Source organism: Pedobacter frigiditerrae, assembly GCF_004331645.1.
GTDB classification, from domain to species: Bacteria; Bacteroidota; Bacteroidia; order Sphingobacteriales; family Sphingobacteriaceae; genus Pedobacter; species Pedobacter frigiditerrae.
In genome coordinates, this window is sequence record NZ_SJSK01000004.1 from 251,934 (window position 1) to 272,634 (window position 20,701).

A 20,701-nucleotide genomic window follows, 5' to 3' on the forward strand; every position below is an offset into this window, starting at 1 on the left:
TGTTCTGACTTTTGTGATGTTTAGTTTTAACATATTCACAAAAAACGGTTTTAACCATTACCCTCTACACTCAAATTTAATCGTTAAACAAGGACTAAAAAATAGTAGATATCTATCATTTTTAATTGATTACAAAAAAGATTATCTTGGATAGACCTAACTACACTATGAAAAATTTAAAACCATTAACTACTGAACAGTTTGAGAAAAATGCAAAATCAGATAAAGAATTAGGTATTATAAATTATGAGGCTTTTTTTGAAACCCAAATAAAAGAAGCTCCTAATTTTGCAATAGGACCCTATTATTGGTTTATTGGCGATAATGCGAATATGCTAATTACTGTAGCAAGCAATAATATTGGCGAGCTTAGTCCTTTTAGCAAATCTGAATGGGAAAATAAACCTGCATTATTTTTTGTGGAAAATATTCATCCTGAAGATAGCTTCTATGTGTTATCTGCCATCCAATACGCGATGGATAGAATTATTGAGCTTCCTCCAGATAAACAATCAAATGTTCGAATCAATATATATGCTCGAATGTTAAATGCTCAAAAAGTATTTCGTTGGGTATTGATACAAATGCCTGGATTGTATGTAAATAACGGCAACCTTACTACTTGCGGCTTGATGATGGTTACTGATTTAACACACTTTAATTTTAATGGAAGACCTATTTTAATGACACTTGTGAATGTTATAGATGGTAAAACCGAATATTACTACTTGGCTCTGGGAGAAGGGTTAACTCTAAAAAATGTTGATCTGCCAATTATAACTAAACGAGAAAGACAGTTGTTAAATCTAATTCTTAGAGGATTAAACAGCCCTAAGATTGCGAACGAATTATGCATTTCCTACTCTACTGTAGAAAATCATAAAAGAAATTTGCGTAGAAAAACGAATACAAAAACATCAGCTGAATTAGTACACTTTATAATGAGCAATAATTTGTTATAAGCCTAATTTTTATAAGCGAACTGGTGCAACTTCGATTTGCATCTGAACTTAAAGCCTTCTCCTAGCTTTCTCCTTACTAATTAACCCTAACTCCCTACCCGTTTGTCCGGCAACAGAAGTATTTTCTTGTGCCCTTCTAAACAAATAAGGCATTACTGCTTTAATTGGCCCATAGGGAACATATTTGGCAACGTTATACCCTGCATCAGATAAGTTAAAGCTCAAGTTATCGCTCATGCCCAATAGCTGCGCAAAATAAATATGAGGATGGTTGTGTGCAATGTTATTTTGATCTATCAACTCTGTTAACAAACGAGAGCTTTCTTCATTATGTGTACCACAAACAATGGCAATTTGGTCTAGGTGTTTAATGCAGAATCTTAAACTTTCATCATAATCTCTATCCGTTGCTTCCTTGTCTGGTTGTATTGGCGATGCATAACCCATTTCTAAAGCACGTTTGCGCTCTTTTTCCATATAAGCACCACGCACCATTTTAACGCCTAAAATAAAGCCAGTTTCTTTGGCAATTAAATAATCTGCTTTTAAATCTGCCAATTTATCATGGCGATACATTTGGTAAGTATTGTAAACGATTAATCCTTCTTTGTTGAATTTAATAATCATATCTAACGCCAATTCATCAATGGTATCTTGTACCCATGAATCTTCAGCATCAATCATTACAGGAACTTTTTTATCAAACGCAGCCTGACAAATTTTTTCGCAACGAGCTTTCACCCTTGCATACTCTTCAGTTTCTATAGCAGTTAGTTCTTGCTTTGCATCCAATTTCTCTAATAAAGCAAATCGGCCAATGCCTGTAATTTTAAAAACAGTAATGGGAACTCTTGGGTCTCCATCTGCCCTATTTATGGTTCTAATGATTTCTTCGCAGGTAAAATCAAATACTTCTTCTTCATCCTCTCCTTCTACAGAGTAATCTAAAATAGTACCTACATGACCTAAGCTTAGTTGCTCAATTGTTTTTTCGCATTCTTCGATGGTCTCCCCGCCACAAAACTGCTTAAAGATGGTAGCCTTAATTGCTCCTTTAATTGGAAAACCAACATTTAACAAAAAATTAGTTATCGGCGGACCAACTTGTGTTAAAAAGTTACTGCTAATGATTTTAAAAAGCCAATATGCTTGGTTTAATTCGCCATTAGTTTTATTGCGAAACGCGATTTCTGTATTGTCAAAATTGATTTTTTTTCTGGGCGATGATTCCATTTGTGATGTTTGGTTAGTCAGAAGTTTGCAAAAATATAAATTACAACCGTTGTTAAGGCAAAACACTTTATAAATAATTGTAAATTTGCAGCACAATGATAAAATTCAAACTCGAAGGCGAATTTATTCCGCTAATTGCACTCTTAAAAGCTACGGCACTGGTTCAAAGTGGTGGTGAAGCTCAATCTATAGTAGAAGAAGGTTTGGTAAAGTATAACGGAACGGTTGACTATAGAAAACGTCTTAAGGTTCGCGTTGGTGATAAAGTAGATTTCATGGGCAAAATAATCGAGGTAATTTAATGGAACCAATTAAAAGCGCTGGGCATTCCATTTACTTCGAATCTGGATTAAGCCCCTTAAAAGACATATTAGAAAAGAATAAATACAGTAAGGTTTTTGTTTTTGCAGATACCAATACCGCTGAATTGTGTATCCCTGTTTTCAGGTCGTTATTAGATGATTTAGAAGATTTCGACATCATTGAAACCGATTCTGGCGAAGAAAACAAGAACATAGACTTTTGTATCGGCATTTGGAAAACCTTGCTAGATTTTGGTGCCGACCGTAAATGTTTGATGATTAACTTAGGTGGTGGTGTAATTACCGATATGGGTGGCTTTGTGGCATCAACCTATAAAAGAGGAATAGATTTCATTAATATCCCAACTACTTTATTGTCTCAAGTAGATGCTTCTGTTGGCGGTAAAACCGGAATAGATATAGATAACGTTAAGAACATGGTGGGCACATTCAGCTTGCCACAAGCTGTATTTATAGAAAATACTTTTTTAACTACTTTATCTAAAAGAGAAATGTTATCTGGCTTTGCCGAAATGATTAAACACGGTTTAATTGTAGATGCAGCTTATTACGAAGAGTTAAAAAACAGCGATTACCAAAACATTACGCCACAAGCTATTTATCGCTCTGTGGAGATTAAAAACGAAGTAGTAACAGAAGACCCCTTAGAAAAAGGTTTACGTAAAATATTAAATTTTGGACATACCATTGGCCACGCAGTAGAGAGTTATTCGCTTTCTAAAGACAAAAAACCTTTAACGCATGGTGAGGCGATTGCAATTGGTATGGTTTGTGAAGGTTTCCTTTCTGCAAAGTATTGCAATTTAACTGAAGATGAATTAAAGGATTTAACTGCTTATATCACTAGTATTTATCCAAAATATAACATCAAGGAAAAAAGCTTTGCTGCATTGATTGGTTTAATGCAAAGCGACAAGAAGAACGAAGAAGGTCATATCCTGTTCTCTTTATTAGAAAAAATTGGCCATTGTACTTTCAACTGTAAGGTAACTGACAAGGATATCTTAGCCAGTTTGAATTACTATAATAGTTTGTAAAAATGAAGTTTACTGGTAGCGATATTTCTGTAGGTGGGTTGTTTGGGTTTGTAATTGTTTTAACCTTGGTTGAAATGTATATCAGTTACATACACGACAAAAAAATATATACCAAACGAGATACTTGGACCAATATCTATTTAATGACTGTAGCTGTGGTTATTAATTTGGGAATGAAAACCGCTACCTTTTTTCTTTTAGAATATTGCTATCAGTTTAGGCTTTTCCAAATCACAAATATTTGGGTTTATTGGATCATTTTAATTCTAGCGCAAGACTTCTTATATTGGTTTTTACATACCGTAGGTCATTATATCCGTTTCTTTTGGGCAATGCACGTTACGCATCACTCCTCAGAACATTTTAACTTAACCACTGGTTTCCGTTCTACGGTTTTTGAACCACTATACAGAGTTTTCTTCTATTTGCCTTTGGCCTTTATGGGTTTTACGGCAATGGATATCCTTTTTGCATACCTAGTAACTCAAATTTACGGCAACTTAGTGCATACCCAAGCAGTTGGTAAATTGCATCCTTGGTTCGAGTATATATTTGTAACGCCTTCACATCATCGTGTGCATCATGCTAGTAATGTCCGCTACCTAGATAAAAATATGGGCATGGTTTTAATTCTTTGGGACAGGTGGTTTGGTACTTTTCAGGAAGAATTACCAGAAGATGCCATTAAATATGGTTTAACCACACAACCAAAAGATACTGGGCCAGTTAACATCATTTTCCACGAGTTTATTGCTTTAAAAAATGATGTTAAAAAAGCACCAACTTTTATGGATAAGATTAAATACATCCTATATCCTCCAGGCTGGAGCCATGATGGCAGCACACAAATTGCCAAGGTCATGCAAAAGCAATTGCGAGATGAAGAGAACTTGAAAGATAGCGAGACTGTGCAATCAGAAAAGCAAGGGTTAAAGCAGGCTTAACTCTTATAACAATTTGTAAACCGTAAAGTGGCAAAGAGCGAAAAGAAATTATTTGCCAAACTTTGCGCACTTAGCGCTCTTTGCGGTTAATTCCTTATTTCTTTGTGATCCTGTAGGTGGTTTTGTCCAGCCAAGTATCCCTACCTCAGTTATATGAACCCGATAGAGTGTAGGTATTTTTATGCTGAGCGAACTTGCACTGAGCGCAGTAGAAGTGGAAGCACAAATACCGAAATAATGGCAGGGCAGAAACTGCAACTAAATACTGACATTGTTTTTCAGTCAACTTAAGCAGCTAATATGGCACAAGAGTACTAAGGTTTTCTTCTGGGCATTCTAGAAATGTAAATACCAAAAAGTAGGTATTATTTATCAAGTTAAAACTGGTATTTTTGTTTCAACTTAATGCTCTTTTTATGAAACCTCTTAAATACATTATCCTATTCTATTTTCTGGTTGCATTTGCACCAAAAAGCCAGGCCCAAAACATGGATAACATTACTGCTTTACTAACAGAAGGTTATACCATTGAAGAGTTACACGGACTAACAGATGTATTAACTATCGATAATCATAGATCTGTGCTTGAAAAAAAGGGATTTAAATTTGAAAAAAATGATACTGAAAGTGGCTCCTATGTTTACAAGAAAAATGACTATGTAAGTTTTTACGTAAATTATGAGAAGGGCAAATTAACCTCTGTTCATTTTAAATCTTCACCTCAAAAGTTTTATAAAGCAATCGCCGAAATTAAAGATAACAGCAAATTCACTTACTCTAGCGAAAAAGCCAGTGGAACTGGAAAACTTATCTATTACAAATATTCAGGACATAGCATGTCTACCAATGATAATTATTACAGGGTTACTATGTGGCCTAAGGAGGAGTCCACAACTAGCAGTTCATCTACAACAACCCCAACTGTTAGTCCAGCTCTAGCTCCTACAGCAATAGAGACCTATTATTCGGCAAAGGAAATTGCAGATGCGATGAATGCTAACATTGGATGGGCCAATATTAATTTTTCCAAGCCAACTTATGAGTTTGAAGTGAAAGGAAGTATGGATATGGACAAACGATCAATTAGGTTTATCTCAAAATCAAATGTGTTGTATGTACAAATGAACATACCTAGAAATGGAGAATGTGATTATGGCTTAAAGGAAGTAAAAGCCAAATGGACTGGACAAGCAGGAGGTGGTTCTGGAATATACGATCAATATTATTTTACATTTGAGTATCCATATAGTTGTGGCGGCATAGACTACAAAAATATATATGTTACTTTCAAAACCAAGCCATCCTTCACTAAAGCTGGAATAGAAGCGTGGATTAGAAAAAATGCTTACTAATGAAATATTTGTAAGCATTTGGAGGCAACATGACCATCGTAATGGGTTTTCTAACTAACAAATTTAATTCTGTTTAAAATATTTTCAAATAGTTCTTGACAAATTAAATTCTGAATTGTACATTTGGCATCAAGAAAGAAAAAATGCAATTAACAAACACATATTACTTTGGTTACTTCTACTATTTTAGTAAGAGCCGGGGCTAGTATGCAAAAAGATAGATAAAAATATTAAAATGTATAAAAAAGTCCCGGCCTAAAGCCGGGACTTTTTTGTTTAACGCCAAATGCAATAATGAAGACAAAAACAAGAGTAGCTATACAGGGTATCAAAGCATCGTTTCACGAAGAAGCTGCATTTAAGTTTTTTGGTAGAGATATCGAAACCATAGAATGTAATTCATTTAAACAAACTTGCGAGGTTTTAGAAAATGACAAGGCTGATTATGTCATCATGGCCATAGAAAATTCTATCGCTGGTAGCTTATTACCTAACTACACTTTAATTAGGGAATACAATTTTACTGTAAGTGGCGAAGTTTATCTTCCTATCCAATTGCATTTAATGGCACTTCCAGGAGTTAAATTCAAAGACATTAAGTTTGCCACCTCTCACCCTATCGCTATTAGACAATGTGTTGATTTTTTTGATGATTACCCAAACATTCAAGTAATTGAAAGTAGCGATACTGCGGCTTGTGCCAAAAAAATCAGGGATGAGCAATTAACTGATACCGTTGCCATTGCCAATACACTAGCAGCAGAATTATACGGCTTAAATATTATTGAACGTAGAATAGAATCTAATAAGAAAAACTATACTCGTTTTTTAATCCTTCAAAAAGAAAAAATTGAAGACAATAAAGACATCAATAAAGCTTCTATCTGTTTCCAAGTTGGCAATTATGTAGGTGCGTTAGCTAAAGTGTTAAATATTTTTGCTGAACTAAATGTAAACTTAACCAAGATCCAATCTATGCCTGTGTTAGGTAAAAGAAACGATTATTACTTCTATATAGACATGGAATGGCAAAACATGGAGAACTATGATACAGCTATCCGTAAAGCCCTAAAATACACGGTAAACTTTAACATCATGGGCGAATACCAAAAGAACGACAGCGTTTAAAACAGTCCGAAAGTCTGGAGACAGAAAGTCCGAAAGACATTTCTAACTACTAATTACTATATACTAAATACTTACATACAAATCCCAAAAAAATGAAATTACAATTAAACATCCAGCCTTTAGATAGTTGGATTAACATCAAAAACGAACCATTATTAATCTCTGGACCTTGTAGCGCAGAAACTGAAGACCAATTATTATCTACTGCTCATTTATTAAAAGCAACTGGAAAAGTTAGTGTTTTAAGAGCTGGTATCTGGAAACCACGTACGCGTCCGGGAGAATTTGAAGGAATTGGCAGCATTGGTTTACAATGGTTAAAACGTGCCAAAGAAGAAACTGGCTTACCAACAGCAGTTGAAGTTGCAAACGCCAAACACGTAGAGGAAGCTTTAGCAGCAGGCGTAGACATTCTTTGGATTGGTGCTCGTTCTACCGTAAACCCTTTCACAGTTCAAGAAATTGCTGATGCTTTACAAGGTGTTGATATCCCAGTATTGGTAAAAAACCCTGTAAACCCTGATTTACAATTATGGATTGGTGCTTTAGAGCGTATCAACAAAGCTGGTATCACTAAATTAGGTGCTATTCACAGAGGTTTCTCTTCATTCGAGAAAAGTGCTTTCCGTAACGAACCAATGTGGGAACTAGCTATCCAATTGAAAACTTTATGCCCAGAATTGCCAATCATTAACGATCCAAGTCATATTTGTGGTAACCGCGAGTTAATTCCTTATATCTCTCAAAAAGCATTGGATTTGGACATGCAAGGTTTAATGATTGAGTCGCACTTAGACCCTTCAGTTGCTTGGACAGATGCTAAACAACAAGTTACTCCAGCTGCACTGGCAGAAATGGTGAGCAAGTTTACTTTACGTCAGCCTGAATCTAAAAATGAAGAATTTACAGATAAGTTAGCTGATTTAAGAAAAGAAATTGATAAAATCGACGACCTAGTATTGCAAAAATTAGCCGAGCGCATGAGCATTACTCAGAAAATTGGTGAGTTTAAAAGAGATAACCAAGTAACCATTTTACAGGTTAACCGTTGGGATGAAATCATGCAAAAACGTACTTCATTTGCTAAAGCACTAAAATTAGATGTAAACTTTACGGAGAAATTCTTAGAATTAGTTCACGGAGAATCTATCCGCAGACAAACAGAAATCATGAATGCTGGTAAAGCTGAAGCAGGAATTGCAGCAGAAGCGCACGTAGAAACGAAATAGTTATTGGTTAATTGTTTGAATTGGTTAAGCGGTTAACTGCTAAACCGTAAGCTTTGATTCGACAAAACATCTAAATACTAATTACTATATACTATATACTAAAAATAATGTCTAAAAACGTATTGCTTTCTTTTACGGGAAACAAACAGATTGATACAGAAATAAAACTAACAGGTTCTAAAAGCGAATGCAATAGAGCTCTAGTTATTAGTGCACTAAGCAAAGGTTCGGTAAGTGTAGAAAACTTATCTGTTGCCGCTGATACGGTTACGCTTAACAAAGTGCTTAATGAGTTGGGAGAAAAAAGTTTAGAGCTTGGAAACGTCTCAAATCTCAAATCTCAAATCTCAAATCTAGTTGACATCGGTCCGGCAGGTACGGCAATGCGATTTTTAACTGCTTTTTTAGCAATACAAGATGGTAAGTTCTTCTTAACAGGAACTGAAAGAATGAAGCAAAGACCTATTGGGATTTTGGTTGAAGCTTTAAAAAGTATTGGAGGGAATATTTCTTATGAAGAAAATGAAGGATTCCCTCCTTTACAAATTCTTGGCCCTTTTAAACAAACATCAAAAAATGTTAAAATAAAAGGTGATATCAGCAGTCAATACATCTCTGCTTTATTAATGATTGCCCCTTCTCTCCCATTGGGACTAACTTTAGAGATTGAAGGCGAATTAACATCAAAACCTTATGTGGAGATGACTTTAACAATGTTAGCGCAAGTTGGAATTAGAAATGATTGGAATGAAAATACCATCACTATCGAACCTCAAACTTTTAACAGTGCTAAACTTTATGTAGAACCAGATTGGAGTGCTGCTTCTTACTGGTATGCCATTGCAGCATTGGCTGATGAAGCAAGTATCTTTTTACCAGGATTAAATGGATATAGTCTACAAGGTGATAGTAAAATCACCGAGATCATGGCAAACTTTGGGATCACCTCTCAATTTAAAAATGGTGGCGTTTATCTGAAAAAAGAACCTAAACAAATAGAACGTAAAATATTTGATTTAAAGGAATGCCCAGATCTAGCGCAAACCATTGTGGTTATTTGTGCTGCCCTAGGTCATGATGCTACCTTTACCGGATTAGAAACTTTAAAAATTAAAGAAACCAATCGTGTTTTAGCCTTACAAACTGAGTTGGCTAAAATTGGCGTAAAATTCATCGAAAAAAACTTAAGCTATAAATTAGATTGCTCTGGCCTGCATTTCCCAGAGAAAATAACAATCAGCACTTACGAAGACCATAGAATGGCAATGGCTTTTGCGCCGCTAGCCTTAAAAATCAACCAAGTAGAAATTGAAGAAAAACAAGTCGTAGAAAAATCTTATCCTTACTTTTGGGATGATTTGGAGAAGGCGGGGTTTTCAGTAGTTAGTACTTAGTATAAAGTATTTAGACTGGACTCAAAAATTACAAGTAAAAATCAATCTAACTACTAAATACTAACTACTTTATACTTACTCATGTCAGGCAATTCATTCGGTAAATTATTTAAAATCACAACTTTTGGCGAATCACATGGTGTAGCTATCGGCGTTATCATTGATGGCTGTCCTGCAGGATTAACAATTGATATCGACTTTATCCAATCAGAATTAGATAAACGTAAACCTGGTCAATCTAAAATAACCACACAACGTAAAGAAAGTGATCTAGTTCAGATTTTATCTGGAACTTTTGAAGGTAAAAGTACAGGTACACCCATCAGTTTGCTAATTCCGAATGAAGATCAACGTTCCAAAGATTATGGGCACAATGTAGATGTATATCGCCCTTCTCATGCCGATTATACTTATGATGCAAAATATGGTATTCGCGATCATAGAGGTGGTGGTCGATCTTCTGCTCGTGAAACTGCTGCTCGTGTTGCAGCAGGGGCTATTGCTAAACTATTGCTAAAGGAAAAAGGAATTGAGATTTTTGCGCACGTAACCGCAGTTGGACAAATTAATGCGCCAAACTTTAATTCGAATAACTTAGCCGAGGCTTTGGCTGTTAGAGAAGAAAACATTGTTCGTTGTGCCGACCCCGCAACGGCAAACCAAATGATAGACTTTATCGATTCTGTTAGAAAAGATGGAGATACTGTTGGTGGTAAAGTTGGTTGTATCATTAAAAATTGTCCTGTAGGTTTAGGAGAACCAGTTTTTGATAAGCTTCATGCAGATTTAGGAAAAGCCATGCTGAGCATTAATGCTGTTCATGGATTTGAGTATGGCTCTGGTTTTGCAGGAAGCGAGATGAGAGGATCTGAACACAATGATGTTTTCCTCGCGGGAGACAAGCCTAAAACACTAACTAATTATTCGGGCGGTATACAAGGTGGCATTTCTAATGGAATGGACATTACTTTTATTACTGCTTTTAAGCCAGTAGCAACAATCATGCACAATCAGCAAACCATAAATGCTGCCGGTGAAGCTGCAGAAATTAAGGGAAAAGGTCGTCACGACCCTTGTGTAGTACCTAGAGCTGTGATTATTGTAGAAGCCATGGCTGCTTTGGTTTTGGCAGATCATTTATTGAGACAGAGAAGTAATCGTTTATAGTAGTTCATTAGTGTCATTGGTTCATGAGTTCACTGTTTCATTGCCCCCCTGCTAAATATCCTTATTTATAGTGTTTTTTATTTGGGTTTCCATTGTCGATATTTAAATTTTGGTGTGCGTCGTACCCAACTTGATTGGGTATCTTAAAGCGATAGAAAAGAAAAATCTATCAATTTCGACTTACAATTCCCTCCTGACAGCTATCGGGATTCACGGGCATGAGGGAGTGTAAATAAAACTGGGGTCCGTCAGCGACATTGGTTTATGAGTTCAATTGTTCATTCTTCATTGCTTCATTATATTCTCTCAGAAATATATATTTGTACCATGAAATACCTTATCATCCTATCTTTTTTGATCAGTTCTACCGGTTTTGCACAAAGTTACAACGAGCTAATCACCAAACATAGAGAAGAATATAAAGCTGATTTTATTAAAGACAACAACTCTCCTCTTAGAAAATCAGACATCAAACATTTAAATTTTTACAATGCGGATAGCAATTATAGAGTTGTTGCTGAAGTTATGCTGTTAGAAAATCAGAAAATTTTTAAAATGCCAACCTATGCCGGAACAACTGCCGATTATATCCGTTATGCAAATTTAAAGTTTCTATTGAATGGTAAGCCTGTACAACTAACTGTATATAAAAACATCGCACTTTCAGCTAATCCAGCTTACAAGGAATACCTTTTCTTGCCATTTACCGATCAAACTAACAATAAAGAAACCTATGGAGGCGGTCGTTATATCGATTTAAAGTCTTCTGCAATTGCTAACGGCAAAATAGAGTTTGATTTTAACAAGGCCTACAACCCCTATTGTGCTTACAGTGATGGTTACAGATGTCCGATACCACCAGAAGAAAACGACCTAGCCATTTCAATTTTAGCCGGAGAGAAACTATTTACTGGAGAAAAGAAACATAAATAAAATTTTAAACAACTGTATTTTAAGTCGTTAACCTTGATAATTTAGATGACCAAAACCTTTAGCTCTATTTTATAATTAACTTAAAAGAAAAGCTATTTTAGTAGTTGTATTTAGATTATATTTAAGCAATGACAAATTATAAATGTTTAATTGTAGATGATAATGAAATTGAGCGTGCTGCAATAGAAATGCATCTGCGCAAAATTAATCGGCTAGACATTGTTGCTGTTTGCAATAACGGAATTGAAGCCGCAGATGTCTTACTGAATCAACCTATCGACATTGTATTCTCAGACATCGATATGCCTGAGTTATCTGGAATGGCCTTGTTAAAAAGCATAAAAAATGCGCCAATCTTTATTTTCATTACTAGTTTTACAGAATATGCCGCCGAGAGTTTTAACCTAGATGCATTAGATTTTATTGTAAAGCCCACAACCTTCGAACGTTTGTTAAAGGCAAGTACAAAGGCTATAGAATACCTTGATTTAAAAAGTGCAGCAAGCCCTAACAGCAATCCGCTTCCCCTACCAGAATCTGAAGATTTTTTCTTTATCAAAGAAACAAAGGGATTTACTAAGCTTAAATACGACGATGTGATCTACATTGAAAGTATGGGCGATTTTTCTAGAATATATACTGCCCAAAACAATCACATCACACTAATTAACCTCAAAAACCTGGAGCGTCAATTACCTGCAGAATTTGTTAGGATTCATAAACAATATGTAATTAATGTAAATCAAATTGCCACCATATCAAATTATGAGGTGCTGTTAAATCATAATCATGCTGCTCCAATTAGCTTAATTAACAGAAAAGAATTAATAGAAAAGATAGCAAGCAAAACTTTATCTAGGCATATTAAAGAGTAGTTTAAACAGCTTTTGGCAAACTTAAAGTAAAAACACTTCCACTATTAAGCCTGCTATTTGCCTGCAATGATCCATTCATCATTTTTGTGAATGTTTTACATAAAATTAAACCAATCCCAGTTCCTTTCTCTTTATTTGTACCGTACGTACTTTTACCTGTCTCTAAATGGGTAGAAGTATTAAAGTTAACCACTTGTTCAGTAGGCATTCCTATCCCATTATCCATTATACTGATTTTCACTTTTTTACCATCCTTTATAGAGTTCAATTCAATTACCCCATTATTCGGCGTAAATTTAATGGCATTACTGATTAGGTTTCTAACAATTAAGGAAGTCATGTTCATATCTGCTAAACACAATGTTCCCGAAGGGATATTATTTTGTATGATGATTGATTTTTGGTTAGCTATAGTTAACATAGAGTTGATCACTTCCTGAATACAGAGCTGAATATCGAATTTTTCTATAATTGGCTCAAAACCTTGCATCTGGCTCGATGCCCAGTTCAACAAGTTTTCCATCATTGAAGAAGTATAACCCAATGTGTTTTTAAGATTGCCAGCATACCTGGTTAATTCATCTTGACTAATATTTCCTTCTTCTAAAAGCTGTATAAAAGAAATTAAGGAATTAACAGGAGAACGCATGTCATGGCTAACTACGCTAAATATGGTATCTTTTACCTTACTCAGGTTCTCAAGCTCTCTTTTTTGCTCAGAAACCATCCTATTTAGCCTTGCTGTTTTGCGCTGTGTGTAAAACACAAATGCTCCAGATAAGAACAAAACAGTGGCAAGTACAACTAAAAAAGTATTCACATTTTTATTAATCCTCAATTCATTACTTTTCAGGTCAATTTCTTTCTCTTTTTCTGCCTTAGCCAATAACGCTAACAATCGTTGTTCATCTAATGCATTTTTTTCGTTTTCTAAGTCCGATTGTCTTTTTAGAAAAGTAATGCGCTGTAAACTTTTTTCTTTATCACTTAAAGCTAATTCTTGTTTTCTTAGTGTAAGTTGTTGCTGTTGCTGTCTTGCCAAAAAAACCTGTCTCTGTAGCTCAACATCTGTCATTTTCTGTTTAAGTTGATAATCATTTTCCTTGATGGTAAAATCTAGTTGCAACTGTCTCCTTGTAATTTCATTCTCTTTTTCCTTATTAAAGATTTGGTCCTTAAATGAAATGTACGACCTGTAATAATTTAAGGATTGGTTAAAATTACCTTGTTTTTCTTCTATTAAACTTAGTTTCTGATAGGCGTTTCTTTGTACTTCTAACAATTTGTGTTCTTGGGCAATCTTTAAGGCTTCTAACAATAAGTCCGTTGCCTTTTTATATTCATTTTCTTTAAAATAGAAATCGCTTAAAGCCAATAAACTAATGGCATAATAACTTTTATCATCTTGTTTGTTATTGTACGCTATTGCTTTTAAATAAGACTTAAGTGCTAACTCTTGAGTTCCAGTCGCTTCATAAACGGTTCCTAAATCTTGGTGGATAGGCCCTAAAACCGATGCATCTTTTAAATCTTCTGCTACTTTTAAACCTTTTATTAGGTATTCTAACGCCTTATTATATTTTTGGTTTGAGGCAACACCTAGCTTTGTAAGCTCAGTTTCCGATGCCTGAATAAAAGTAGAGCCCAGCATGCTGTAAACTACTGCCAAACCCCTGTTGCTTTCATTTCCAACGCCAAAAACCTTTAATGCTTTTTGTAAATAATTGTAAGCTTCTACTTGCTGGTTTAAGCTCTGGTAAATTTCTGCAACGTTAACATAACAACTCGCTAAATCTCCATCGTTTTTAAGCTCCATATATATTGGAATAGCCTTTTGATTAGCTTCTAATGCTTTCGCATAATCTGGAATACCATTGTATAAGGCACCTAGATTTAAGTAGGTGCCACCCACCATGTCTAAATTATTCATTGCCGCATAAACTTCTATGGCCTTATAATAATTCCCTTCAGCTTTTAGGTAATTGGCAAAGCCGTGATAAAAAAGCCCTAAATTATAATAAGCATCTGCAACATATTTTCTTTGGTTGATCTTATTTGCCAATGCGATGGTTTTATTTACATAAGCTTCACTTTTATCAAAATTTTTGAGTTTCATGAATTGTTTGTAAGCCTGTTTTACAATAACCAGTTTCGCCGAATCATCTTTTAAATGATTTTCATAGGCATTGACAAGACTATCTGCTTTTTGTTGTGGAGTTTTTACTTGAGCATGTACAGCACCACAAAAAAACATCAAGCTATTGAATAACAAAAACTTTAATGAAAGATGAAAAATCGCTGTTTGAAATCTATTTTCCATTGCCAGGATTGAAAATCTGTGGTGTTAAAATACCATTAGTATGGTATACTATAAATGATAAATAGCTAGCAAATGGAAATTTAATCCACACTAAAAACTGGCTCAAATACATGACAAATACATTTGGGATGAACTGTTCAATATAAGACATTTTTTTTAAGCGATACCATATCATTTTAAATTTTAATAATTTGTATATTCAATAAAATGAAACCTAGTCTTTTTAATGCACTAATTCCTAGCTTTTCCAATGTATTCATTTGGCTCAATGCTATATTGATGTTAGTTGGAATATTTGTGCTTGGTTGGGAACCTGAGGTGGTTATTATTGCCTATTTTTTGGAAACAATTATTATAGGCGTAATTCACGTTTTTAAGCTACTTGTTGTACTTCGTTTTGGTGCTCAACAAGGGATAGATCCAACTAAAAAAGATGTTTTTAGTGGTTTTTCTGTCATCCCATTTTTTATCCTCCATTACTTCTTCTTCATCTTTGTTCAATCGATTTTCATCTTTGAGATGTTAGAAGATATGATTCCTAGTGAAAATGGAAGTTTCAATGTTTTTAGTAATTATGCCTATTTACTTTCGCAGCACGATGTTTTCATGGCATTTTTAACATTGGCGTTTAGCAATGTGGCAATGACTTTTAAGAACTTCATTTTGCCTGGAGAATTTAGAAGAACAACAACTAGCAAGCTCTATTTTCAGCCCTACGTCCGAATTTTCATACAACAGTTCGTAACCATTTTTGCGTGGTTTTTTATGTTTTTAAGTAGCAGTGCGATGGCTGCTGCATTATTAATTATCATTTTTAGATTAATTGTCGACTTATTCCTAAACAAGGCCAGTATGGATAAGACTTTCAAAGCACAGCTGATGACTAGGCTTAAAAAGAACCAGAAGTTTGAAGATGCTGAACAAACTGAAAAGAGCTTTGATTCTTTTTTGGAGAAGTAGGTTGTGATTAAAGAGGATAGCTACAAAGGCACTAAGACACAAAGTTTGGTAAATTAGGTCTTAGTGGTTGTTACAAAATGCTTGAAAAACAATGTTTGTATTTCATAGCAGTTACAGCCCCGCCAATTGTCGGGCTTATATAACGAAGGTAGAAACTTTTGGCTTAGTTTTTCCCCCTCAAGTCTTTTATGCTTAGCGCCCTATAAGTCATTTGAAACACAGACTTTTGTTTAATAAACCTGATGGAAGCGAAAATACTTTTTGAATGCGCAGCACAAAAAGATTGTAGCGAACAGCAGGGCCAAGAAGCCACAAAGAATTGGCATTGTTTTTCAAATACTCTTTGTAATCTTTGCTCCTTTATCCTTGTTGCTTGCTCCTACTTAAACAACTCAGGAAACTGATCTGGTTTGCTTTCGTTCATCATGGCGTAAACCGCTTCAATTACGTCATCTACAGATGGTTTGCTGAAATAATCCCCATCTGAGCCATAAGGCGGACGGTGAGCCTTTGCAGTTAATGTTTTAGGTTGTGCATCTAACAAATAGTAACCTTGTTGCTCTTCCAAAATCTGCTGTAAGATAAAAGCTGTTCCACCTCCGGGTACATCTTCGTCAATAACCAACAATTTATTGGTTTTCTGTAAAGACTTTTTACAAAGTTGATCAGTATCAAAAGGTAAAAGCGTTTGTGGATCTATAATTTCAATTGAAATACCTAATTGTTCCAATTCCTCAGCAGCTTCTTCTACTATTCTGAGCGTAGAACCATAAGTAACAACCGTAATAGCTGTACCTTCTTTAATCAATTCTGCCTTGCCCAAAGGAACCGTAAATTCGCCCACATTATCTGGTAATTTCTCTTTTAAACGATAGCCATTTAAACATTCTATAACCAATGCTGGTTCGTCTGCCCTAAATAATGTATTATACATTCCTGCGGCTTGTGTCATGTTACGCGGAACACAGATGTGCATGCCACGTAAAGATCCTAAAATCATCCCCATTGGTGAACCTGAGTGCCAAACACCTTCTAAACGGTGACCACGTGTACGTACAATTACAGGCGCTTTCTGACCTGCCTTGGTACGGTATGATAAACTTGCCAAATCATCACTTAAAATGTTTAAGGCATATAACAAATAATCTAGGTATTGTATTTCGGCAATTGGCCTTAAGCCACGTAAGGCTAAACCTATACCCTGACCAATAATAGTAGCTTCTCTAATTCCAGTATCTGTAATCCTTAAATCGCCATATTTAGCTTGCAGACCCGCAAAACCTTGGTTTACATCACCAATGTGTCCTAAATCTTCACCAAATGCTACCAGACGTTGGTCGCGAGCAAAGTTAGCGTCGAAACAAGCGTTTAACAACTCTCTACCATCTAACATTTTACTGTCTTCGTGGTACTGCGCATCAACTTGATCTACCAAAAACGGACTTTCTTTTCCATCTGTAAATAACTTAGAACTGTATTTTTCTTCGTTAATTTCTGCTTGTGCTAAGTACCATTTTACTAAAACATCCCTATCTGCAGAAGGTGTGCTTACACTTAAACGAATGGCTTTACGAGCTGATGATAAAACTTCCCTTCTTAAGGCATCTGGCGTTGAAGCCAGTTGATTAGCAATTTTAATTAACGCGGCGTTTCCATCTGCAAAAGCATGGATCATTTTGATAACCTGACCTTGCTCTTGTTTAATGTTAACCAAAAACTCGTCCCAAGCTTCTTTTTGTATAGCTTTTATAGCACGTTTGGCTTCGCTTTCTATTTCGTTTAATTGTTCATCTGTGGCAATGGCCGATTCTATCATCCATTTGCGCATCTGTATAATACAATCGTGCTCTTTTTCCCAAGCTAAACGATCTTTTTCTTTATATCGCTCATGTGAGCCAGAAGTAGAGTGACCTTGTGGTTGTGTAACTTCGGTAACGTGTATTAAAACAGGGACATGCTCTTCTCTACAAATATTAATTGCTCTTTCGTAAGTTTCGCATAAAGCAGGATAATCCCAGCCTTTTACCTTGAATATCTCGTAGCCGTTTGTGCCCTCTTCTCTTTGGAAACCTTTTAATATCTCTGAAATGTCCTCTTTTGTGGTCTGAAATTTAGCAGGAACAGAAATTCCATAGCCATCATCCCAAACAGAAATAGCCATTGGCACCTGTAAAACACCAGCTGCATTGATAGCTTCGAAAAACACCCCTTCAGAAGTAGAAGCATTTCCTATGGTACCAAAAGCAACTTCATTGCCTTTAACAGAGAAGTTTTTTAGGTAATCTAATTCTGGGTTTTGCTTAAATAACTTAGATGCATAAGCTAAACCAACTAAACGAGCCATTTGACCGCCTGTTGGGGCAATATCCGATGAACAGTTTTTAATGTCTGTTAAGTCTTTCCAAGAACCATCATCGTTTAAAGAGCGTGTAGCAAAGTGACAATTCATTTGTCTACCAGCCGATGAGGGGTCTGCTTCTACACTCGGATTGGCGTATAACTGCGCAAAAAATTCCTTTATAGTAGAAATTCCTGTAGCAAATGCAAAAGTCTGATCTCTGTAATAGCCTGAGCGCCAGTCACCTTTTTTAAAGGCTCTTGCCATGGCAATTTGAGGAACTTCCTTCCCGTCTCCGAAAATACCAAACTTCGCCTTACCAGTTAAAACTTCTCGTCTACCTAAAATACTAGCCTGACGACTCTCTACAGCTATTTTATAGTCATTAATTACGATTAATTTAAAATCATCGAAACTTAATTCTGAGGCATCAATTTGATTAGTTGTAACTTTTCCTTCTGACTGCATATTGGGAATTGGTTAGAGGGCAAAGATACAATTCTTTCTAATTCCCTATCAATTTGATCGGCAAATAATATTTGGAATGCTTTTTGTTTTAACATATAAAACATTAAATTTGTTTAGACCATAAAAGATGAAAGTGTTATGATTTTATTAAGTCTTAAAATGACTAAATTTATAATGGCTCATCGCAATTAAAACTAAAAAACGCACAAATGAAAAAGTTAATTTTGTTATTCACCATGATATTAGGTTTTGGTGTTGCAGTAAATGCTCAAACCAAACCAGCCGAGTTTAAATTTGAAACTGAAGTACATAACTTTGGCGACATTGCATTAGGTAAGCCAGTATCTTTTACTTTCAATTTTACAAACACCGGAGAGGCTCCTTTAATTATTTCTAAAGTGGAGACTACATGTGGTTGTACGGTATCTGAATACACACAAACACCTGTTAAAAGTGGCGAAAAAGGTTTCGTAAAAGTTACCTTAACACCGTCTGGACCAGCATTGCCGTTTAATAAAGGCATTACCTTAACTTCAAATGCCAGAACAGCTACAAAGGTGCTGGTAATTAAAGGGAAGTATATAGAAGGCAATACAAAGTAAAATTTTAAAGATATTTCAATAAAAGCCCCGTTTATCCAACGGGGTTTTTTATTTTTGTGGCCTATGCCAAAAATATCAGAAAAAGGGTTTCAAATGCCCGCATCGCCTATCAGAAAATTAACGCCATTTGCAGACAAAGCAAAAGCTGCTGGTAAAAAAGTTTATCATTTAAATATTGGTCAGCCAGACATTGCCACACCAGAGGGAATGTTAAACGCCATTAAAAACATAGATTTTGATGTTTGGGCTTATACCCCATCTGAAGGTACTTTGACTTATAGAAAAAAGCTAACAGAATATTACAATAAATTAGGTTACAACATTACACCCGAAAACATTCTGGTAACTGTTGGTGGTTCTGAAGCCATTACCATCGCCATGCAAACTTGTGTAAACGAAGGTGATGAGATTATTATTCCTGAACCATTTTACGCCAACTACAACGGTTTTGCTTGTATGAGTAATGTGGTGGTTAAGCCTATCTTATCTTATATAGAAAATGGTTTTGCCCTGCCTCCTATTGCAGAGTTTGAGAAACTGATCACTCCAAAAACCAAGGCTATCATTATATGTAACCCTAATAACCCAACGGGATATTTATATTCTAGAGAAGAGTTAGATGCCTTAAAAGCTTTATGCTTAAAGTACGATTTATTCTTATTCTCTGATGAAGCTTACCGCGAATTCTGTTATGACGGTCGTGAGTTTATCTCCCCAATGCATTTAGATGGATTAGACGAAAACGTAGTGATCATGGATACGGTTTCTAAACGTTACAGTGCTTGCGGCGCTCGTTTAGGTTGTTTAATTACGAAGAACAAGGAAGTAATAGCTTCTGGCTTAAAGTTCGCACAAGCAAGATTAAGCCCAGGTATGGTAGAGCAGATTGCTGGAACCGCAGCCGTTGATACACCTGATAGCTATTTTGAAGAAGTAAATAAAGAATATACCTTGCGTAGAGATACCTTGGTAAAACGCCTTAATAACATTGAAGGGGTATTTTGTCCTAACCCAGGTGGTGCATTTTATGTAGTGGCTAAATTCCCTATTGATGATGCCGATGCTTTTTGTCAATGGATGTTAGAGAGCTTTGATCACAATGGCGCTACTGTAATGATGGCACCAGCTACCGGTTTTTACTCGAGTCCAGGTTCTGGTAAAAATGAAGTAAGAATGGCTTATGTTCTAAATACCGATGATTTAAATGGAGCCATGGATTGTTTGGAAGTTGCTTTAGCGAAATACCCAGGAAGGGTTTTGTAAGTTTTTGTTTGTTTAGGGGTTATAAAGAGATTAGGGTTTAGATGCTTCTGCCCTTACCTAGCGCCGTCATATCGAAATGAGCTTTTCGCGATTGAGATATCTGGTAATTAACCCCTACCCCTATATTATAAAAAGAAGGCCTTGTTATTAAAACAGGGCTTTTTTTTGTGGAT

18 protein-coding genes are annotated in these 20,701 nt (G+C 35.5%); 14 read left to right on the forward strand and 4 right to left on the reverse strand.

The window, feature by feature from the left end; genetic code table 11:
* Positions 1-167: 167 nt before the first annotated feature.
* On the forward strand, positions 168-962 hold the full coding sequence (locus EZ428_RS16250) for a helix-turn-helix transcriptional regulator (RefSeq protein WP_131554240.1): 795 nt from the start codon (positions 168-170) through the stop codon (positions 960-962).
* Positions 963-1,010: 48 nt separating this feature from the next.
* On the opposite strand, the gene EZ428_RS16255 is transcribed toward EZ428_RS16250, so the two are convergent.
* Positions 1,011-2,195: a proline dehydrogenase family protein gene (locus EZ428_RS16255; RefSeq protein WP_131554241.1), complete on the reverse strand. Its 1,185-nt coding sequence runs from the start codon at positions 2,193-2,195 to the stop codon at positions 1,011-1,013.
* Between the two features lie 95 nt (positions 2,196-2,290).
* Between EZ428_RS16255 and EZ428_RS16260 the strand changes: the two genes are divergently transcribed.
* The 10 genes from EZ428_RS16260 to EZ428_RS16305 all read left to right on the forward strand — a co-directional run bounded on the left by EZ428_RS16260 (position 2,291) and on the right by EZ428_RS16305 (position 12,577).
* Complete coding sequence (locus tag EZ428_RS16260) at positions 2,291-2,497, forward strand: RNA-binding S4 domain-containing protein (RefSeq protein ID WP_131554242.1); 207 nt, start codon at positions 2,291-2,293, stop codon at positions 2,495-2,497.
* Positions 2,497-3,555, forward strand: coding sequence for a 3-dehydroquinate synthase (aroB, locus tag EZ428_RS16265; RefSeq protein ID WP_131554243.1), 1,059 nt, complete (start codon positions 2,497-2,499; stop codon positions 3,553-3,555). Before EZ428_RS16260 ends, aroB begins: the two co-directional genes overlap by 1 nt.
* 2 nt (positions 3,556-3,557) lie before the next feature.
* On the forward strand, positions 3,558-4,499 hold the full coding sequence (locus EZ428_RS16270; protein WP_131554244.1) for a sterol desaturase family protein: 942 nt from the start codon (positions 3,558-3,560) through the stop codon (positions 4,497-4,499).
* 416 nt (positions 4,500-4,915) lie between these two features.
* Positions 4,916-5,851 carry a hypothetical protein gene (locus tag EZ428_RS16275; protein ID WP_131554245.1) on the forward strand — a complete coding sequence of 312 codons (936 nt, stop codon included), beginning with the start codon at positions 4,916-4,918 and terminating at the stop codon, positions 5,849-5,851.
* Between the two features lie 294 nt (positions 5,852-6,145).
* A complete protein-coding gene (locus tag EZ428_RS16280; RefSeq protein WP_131554246.1) occupies positions 6,146-6,979 on the forward strand; it encodes a prephenate dehydratase in 834 nt (277 codons plus the stop codon).
* 92 nt (positions 6,980-7,071) lie between these two features.
* Complete coding sequence (locus tag EZ428_RS16285; protein ID WP_131554247.1) at positions 7,072-8,208, forward strand: chorismate mutase; 1,137 nt, start codon at positions 7,072-7,074, stop codon at positions 8,206-8,208.
* Between the two features lie 107 nt (positions 8,209-8,315).
* Positions 8,316-9,602, forward strand: a complete 1,287-nt coding sequence (gene aroA, locus EZ428_RS16290; protein ID WP_131554248.1) for a 3-phosphoshikimate 1-carboxyvinyltransferase — start codon at positions 8,316-8,318, stop codon at positions 9,600-9,602.
* Positions 9,603-9,683: 81 nt separating this feature from the next.
* The gene (gene aroC, locus EZ428_RS16295; protein ID WP_131554249.1) at positions 9,684-10,769 is read left to right on the forward strand and encodes a chorismate synthase; all 1,086 of its coding nucleotides are present in this window, start codon (positions 9,684-9,686) and stop codon (positions 10,767-10,769) included.
* A gap of 327 nt (positions 10,770-11,096) precedes the next feature.
* Complete coding sequence (locus tag EZ428_RS16300) at positions 11,097-11,702, forward strand: DUF1684 domain-containing protein (RefSeq protein ID WP_131554250.1); 606 nt, start codon at positions 11,097-11,099, stop codon at positions 11,700-11,702.
* 128 nt (positions 11,703-11,830) lie between these two features.
* Positions 11,831-12,577: a LytR/AlgR family response regulator transcription factor gene (locus EZ428_RS16305; protein WP_131554251.1), complete on the forward strand. Its 747-nt coding sequence runs from the start codon at positions 11,831-11,833 to the stop codon at positions 12,575-12,577.
* A gap of 1 nt (position 12,578) precedes the next feature.
* Here the strand turns inward: EZ428_RS16305 and EZ428_RS16310 are convergent, their stop codons facing one another.
* On the reverse strand, positions 12,579-14,897 hold the full coding sequence (locus EZ428_RS16310; RefSeq protein ID WP_131554252.1) for a tetratricopeptide repeat protein: 2,319 nt from the start codon (positions 14,895-14,897) through the stop codon (positions 12,579-12,581).
* Complete coding sequence (locus EZ428_RS24005; RefSeq protein WP_165501798.1) at positions 14,887-15,048, reverse strand: hypothetical protein; 162 nt, start codon at positions 15,046-15,048, stop codon at positions 14,887-14,889. Before EZ428_RS24005 ends, EZ428_RS16310 begins: the two co-directional genes overlap by 11 nt.
* A 56-nt stretch (positions 15,049-15,104) precedes the next feature.
* Between EZ428_RS24005 and EZ428_RS16315 the strand changes: the two genes are divergently transcribed.
* The gene (locus tag EZ428_RS16315; protein ID WP_131554253.1) at positions 15,105-15,857 is read left to right on the forward strand and encodes a DUF6498-containing protein; all 753 of its coding nucleotides are present in this window, start codon (positions 15,105-15,107) and stop codon (positions 15,855-15,857) included.
* Positions 15,858-16,236: 379 nt separating this feature from the next.
* On the opposite strand, the gene EZ428_RS16320 is transcribed toward EZ428_RS16315, so the two are convergent.
* Positions 16,237-18,663: an alpha-ketoacid dehydrogenase subunit alpha/beta gene (locus EZ428_RS16320; protein ID WP_131554254.1), complete on the reverse strand. Its 2,427-nt coding sequence runs from the start codon at positions 18,661-18,663 to the stop codon at positions 16,237-16,239.
* Positions 18,664-18,872: 209 nt separating this feature from the next.
* On the opposite strand from EZ428_RS16320, the gene EZ428_RS16325 reads away from it, so the two are divergent.
* Both EZ428_RS16325 and EZ428_RS16330 read left to right on the forward strand, forming a co-directional pair.
* Complete coding sequence (locus EZ428_RS16325; protein ID WP_131554255.1) at positions 18,873-19,265, forward strand: DUF1573 domain-containing protein; 393 nt, start codon at positions 18,873-18,875, stop codon at positions 19,263-19,265.
* A 63-nt stretch (positions 19,266-19,328) separates the two neighbouring features.
* The gene (locus EZ428_RS16330) at positions 19,329-20,528 is read left to right on the forward strand and encodes a pyridoxal phosphate-dependent aminotransferase (RefSeq protein ID WP_131554256.1); all 1,200 of its coding nucleotides are present in this window, start codon (positions 19,329-19,331) and stop codon (positions 20,526-20,528) included.
* The last annotated feature ends 173 nt before the right edge of the window (positions 20,529-20,701 follow it).

Bases quoted from the DNA above. Each gene is read 5' to 3' on its own strand.
- aroC (WP_131554249.1), top strand. From the start codon at position 9,684: ATGTCAGGCAATTCATTCGGTAAATTATTTAAAATCACAACTTTTGGC.
- EZ428_RS16260 (WP_131554242.1), top strand. From the start codon at position 2,291: ATGATAAAATTCAAACTCGAAGGCGAATTTATTCCGCTAATTGCACTC.
- EZ428_RS16325 (WP_131554255.1), top strand. From the start codon at position 18,873: ATGAAAAAGTTAATTTTGTTATTCACCATGATATTAGGTTTTGGTGTT.
- EZ428_RS24005 (WP_165501798.1), bottom strand. From the start codon at position 15,048: ATGTCTTATATTGAACAGTTCATCCCAAATGTATTTGTCATGTATTTG.
- aroB (WP_131554243.1), top strand. From the start codon at position 2,497: ATGGAACCAATTAAAAGCGCTGGGCATTCCATTTACTTCGAATCTGGA.
- EZ428_RS16280 (WP_131554246.1), top strand. From the start codon at position 6,146: ATGAAGACAAAAACAAGAGTAGCTATACAGGGTATCAAAGCATCGTTT.
- EZ428_RS16300 (WP_131554250.1), top strand. From the start codon at position 11,097: ATGAAATACCTTATCATCCTATCTTTTTTGATCAGTTCTACCGGTTTT.
- EZ428_RS16305 (WP_131554251.1), top strand. From the start codon at position 11,831: ATGACAAATTATAAATGTTTAATTGTAGATGATAATGAAATTGAGCGT.
- EZ428_RS16330 (WP_131554256.1), top strand. From the start codon at position 19,329: ATGCCAAAAATATCAGAAAAAGGGTTTCAAATGCCCGCATCGCCTATC.
- EZ428_RS16310 (WP_131554252.1), bottom strand. From the start codon at position 14,897: ATGGAAAATAGATTTCAAACAGCGATTTTTCATCTTTCATTAAAGTTT.
- aroA (WP_131554248.1), top strand. From the start codon at position 8,316: ATGTCTAAAAACGTATTGCTTTCTTTTACGGGAAACAAACAGATTGAT.
- EZ428_RS16270 (WP_131554244.1), top strand. From the start codon at position 3,558: ATGAAGTTTACTGGTAGCGATATTTCTGTAGGTGGGTTGTTTGGGTTT.
- EZ428_RS16285 (WP_131554247.1), top strand. From the start codon at position 7,072: ATGAAATTACAATTAAACATCCAGCCTTTAGATAGTTGGATTAACATC.
- EZ428_RS16320 (WP_131554254.1), bottom strand. From the start codon at position 18,663: ATGCAGTCAGAAGGAAAAGTTACAACTAATCAAATTGATGCCTCAGAA.
- EZ428_RS16315 (WP_131554253.1), top strand. From the start codon at position 15,105: ATGAAACCTAGTCTTTTTAATGCACTAATTCCTAGCTTTTCCAATGTA.
- EZ428_RS16250 (WP_131554240.1), top strand. From the start codon at position 168: ATGAAAAATTTAAAACCATTAACTACTGAACAGTTTGAGAAAAATGCA.
- EZ428_RS16275 (WP_131554245.1), top strand. From the start codon at position 4,916: ATGAAACCTCTTAAATACATTATCCTATTCTATTTTCTGGTTGCATTT.
- EZ428_RS16255 (WP_131554241.1), bottom strand. From the start codon at position 2,195: ATGGAATCATCGCCCAGAAAAAAAATCAATTTTGACAATACAGAAATC.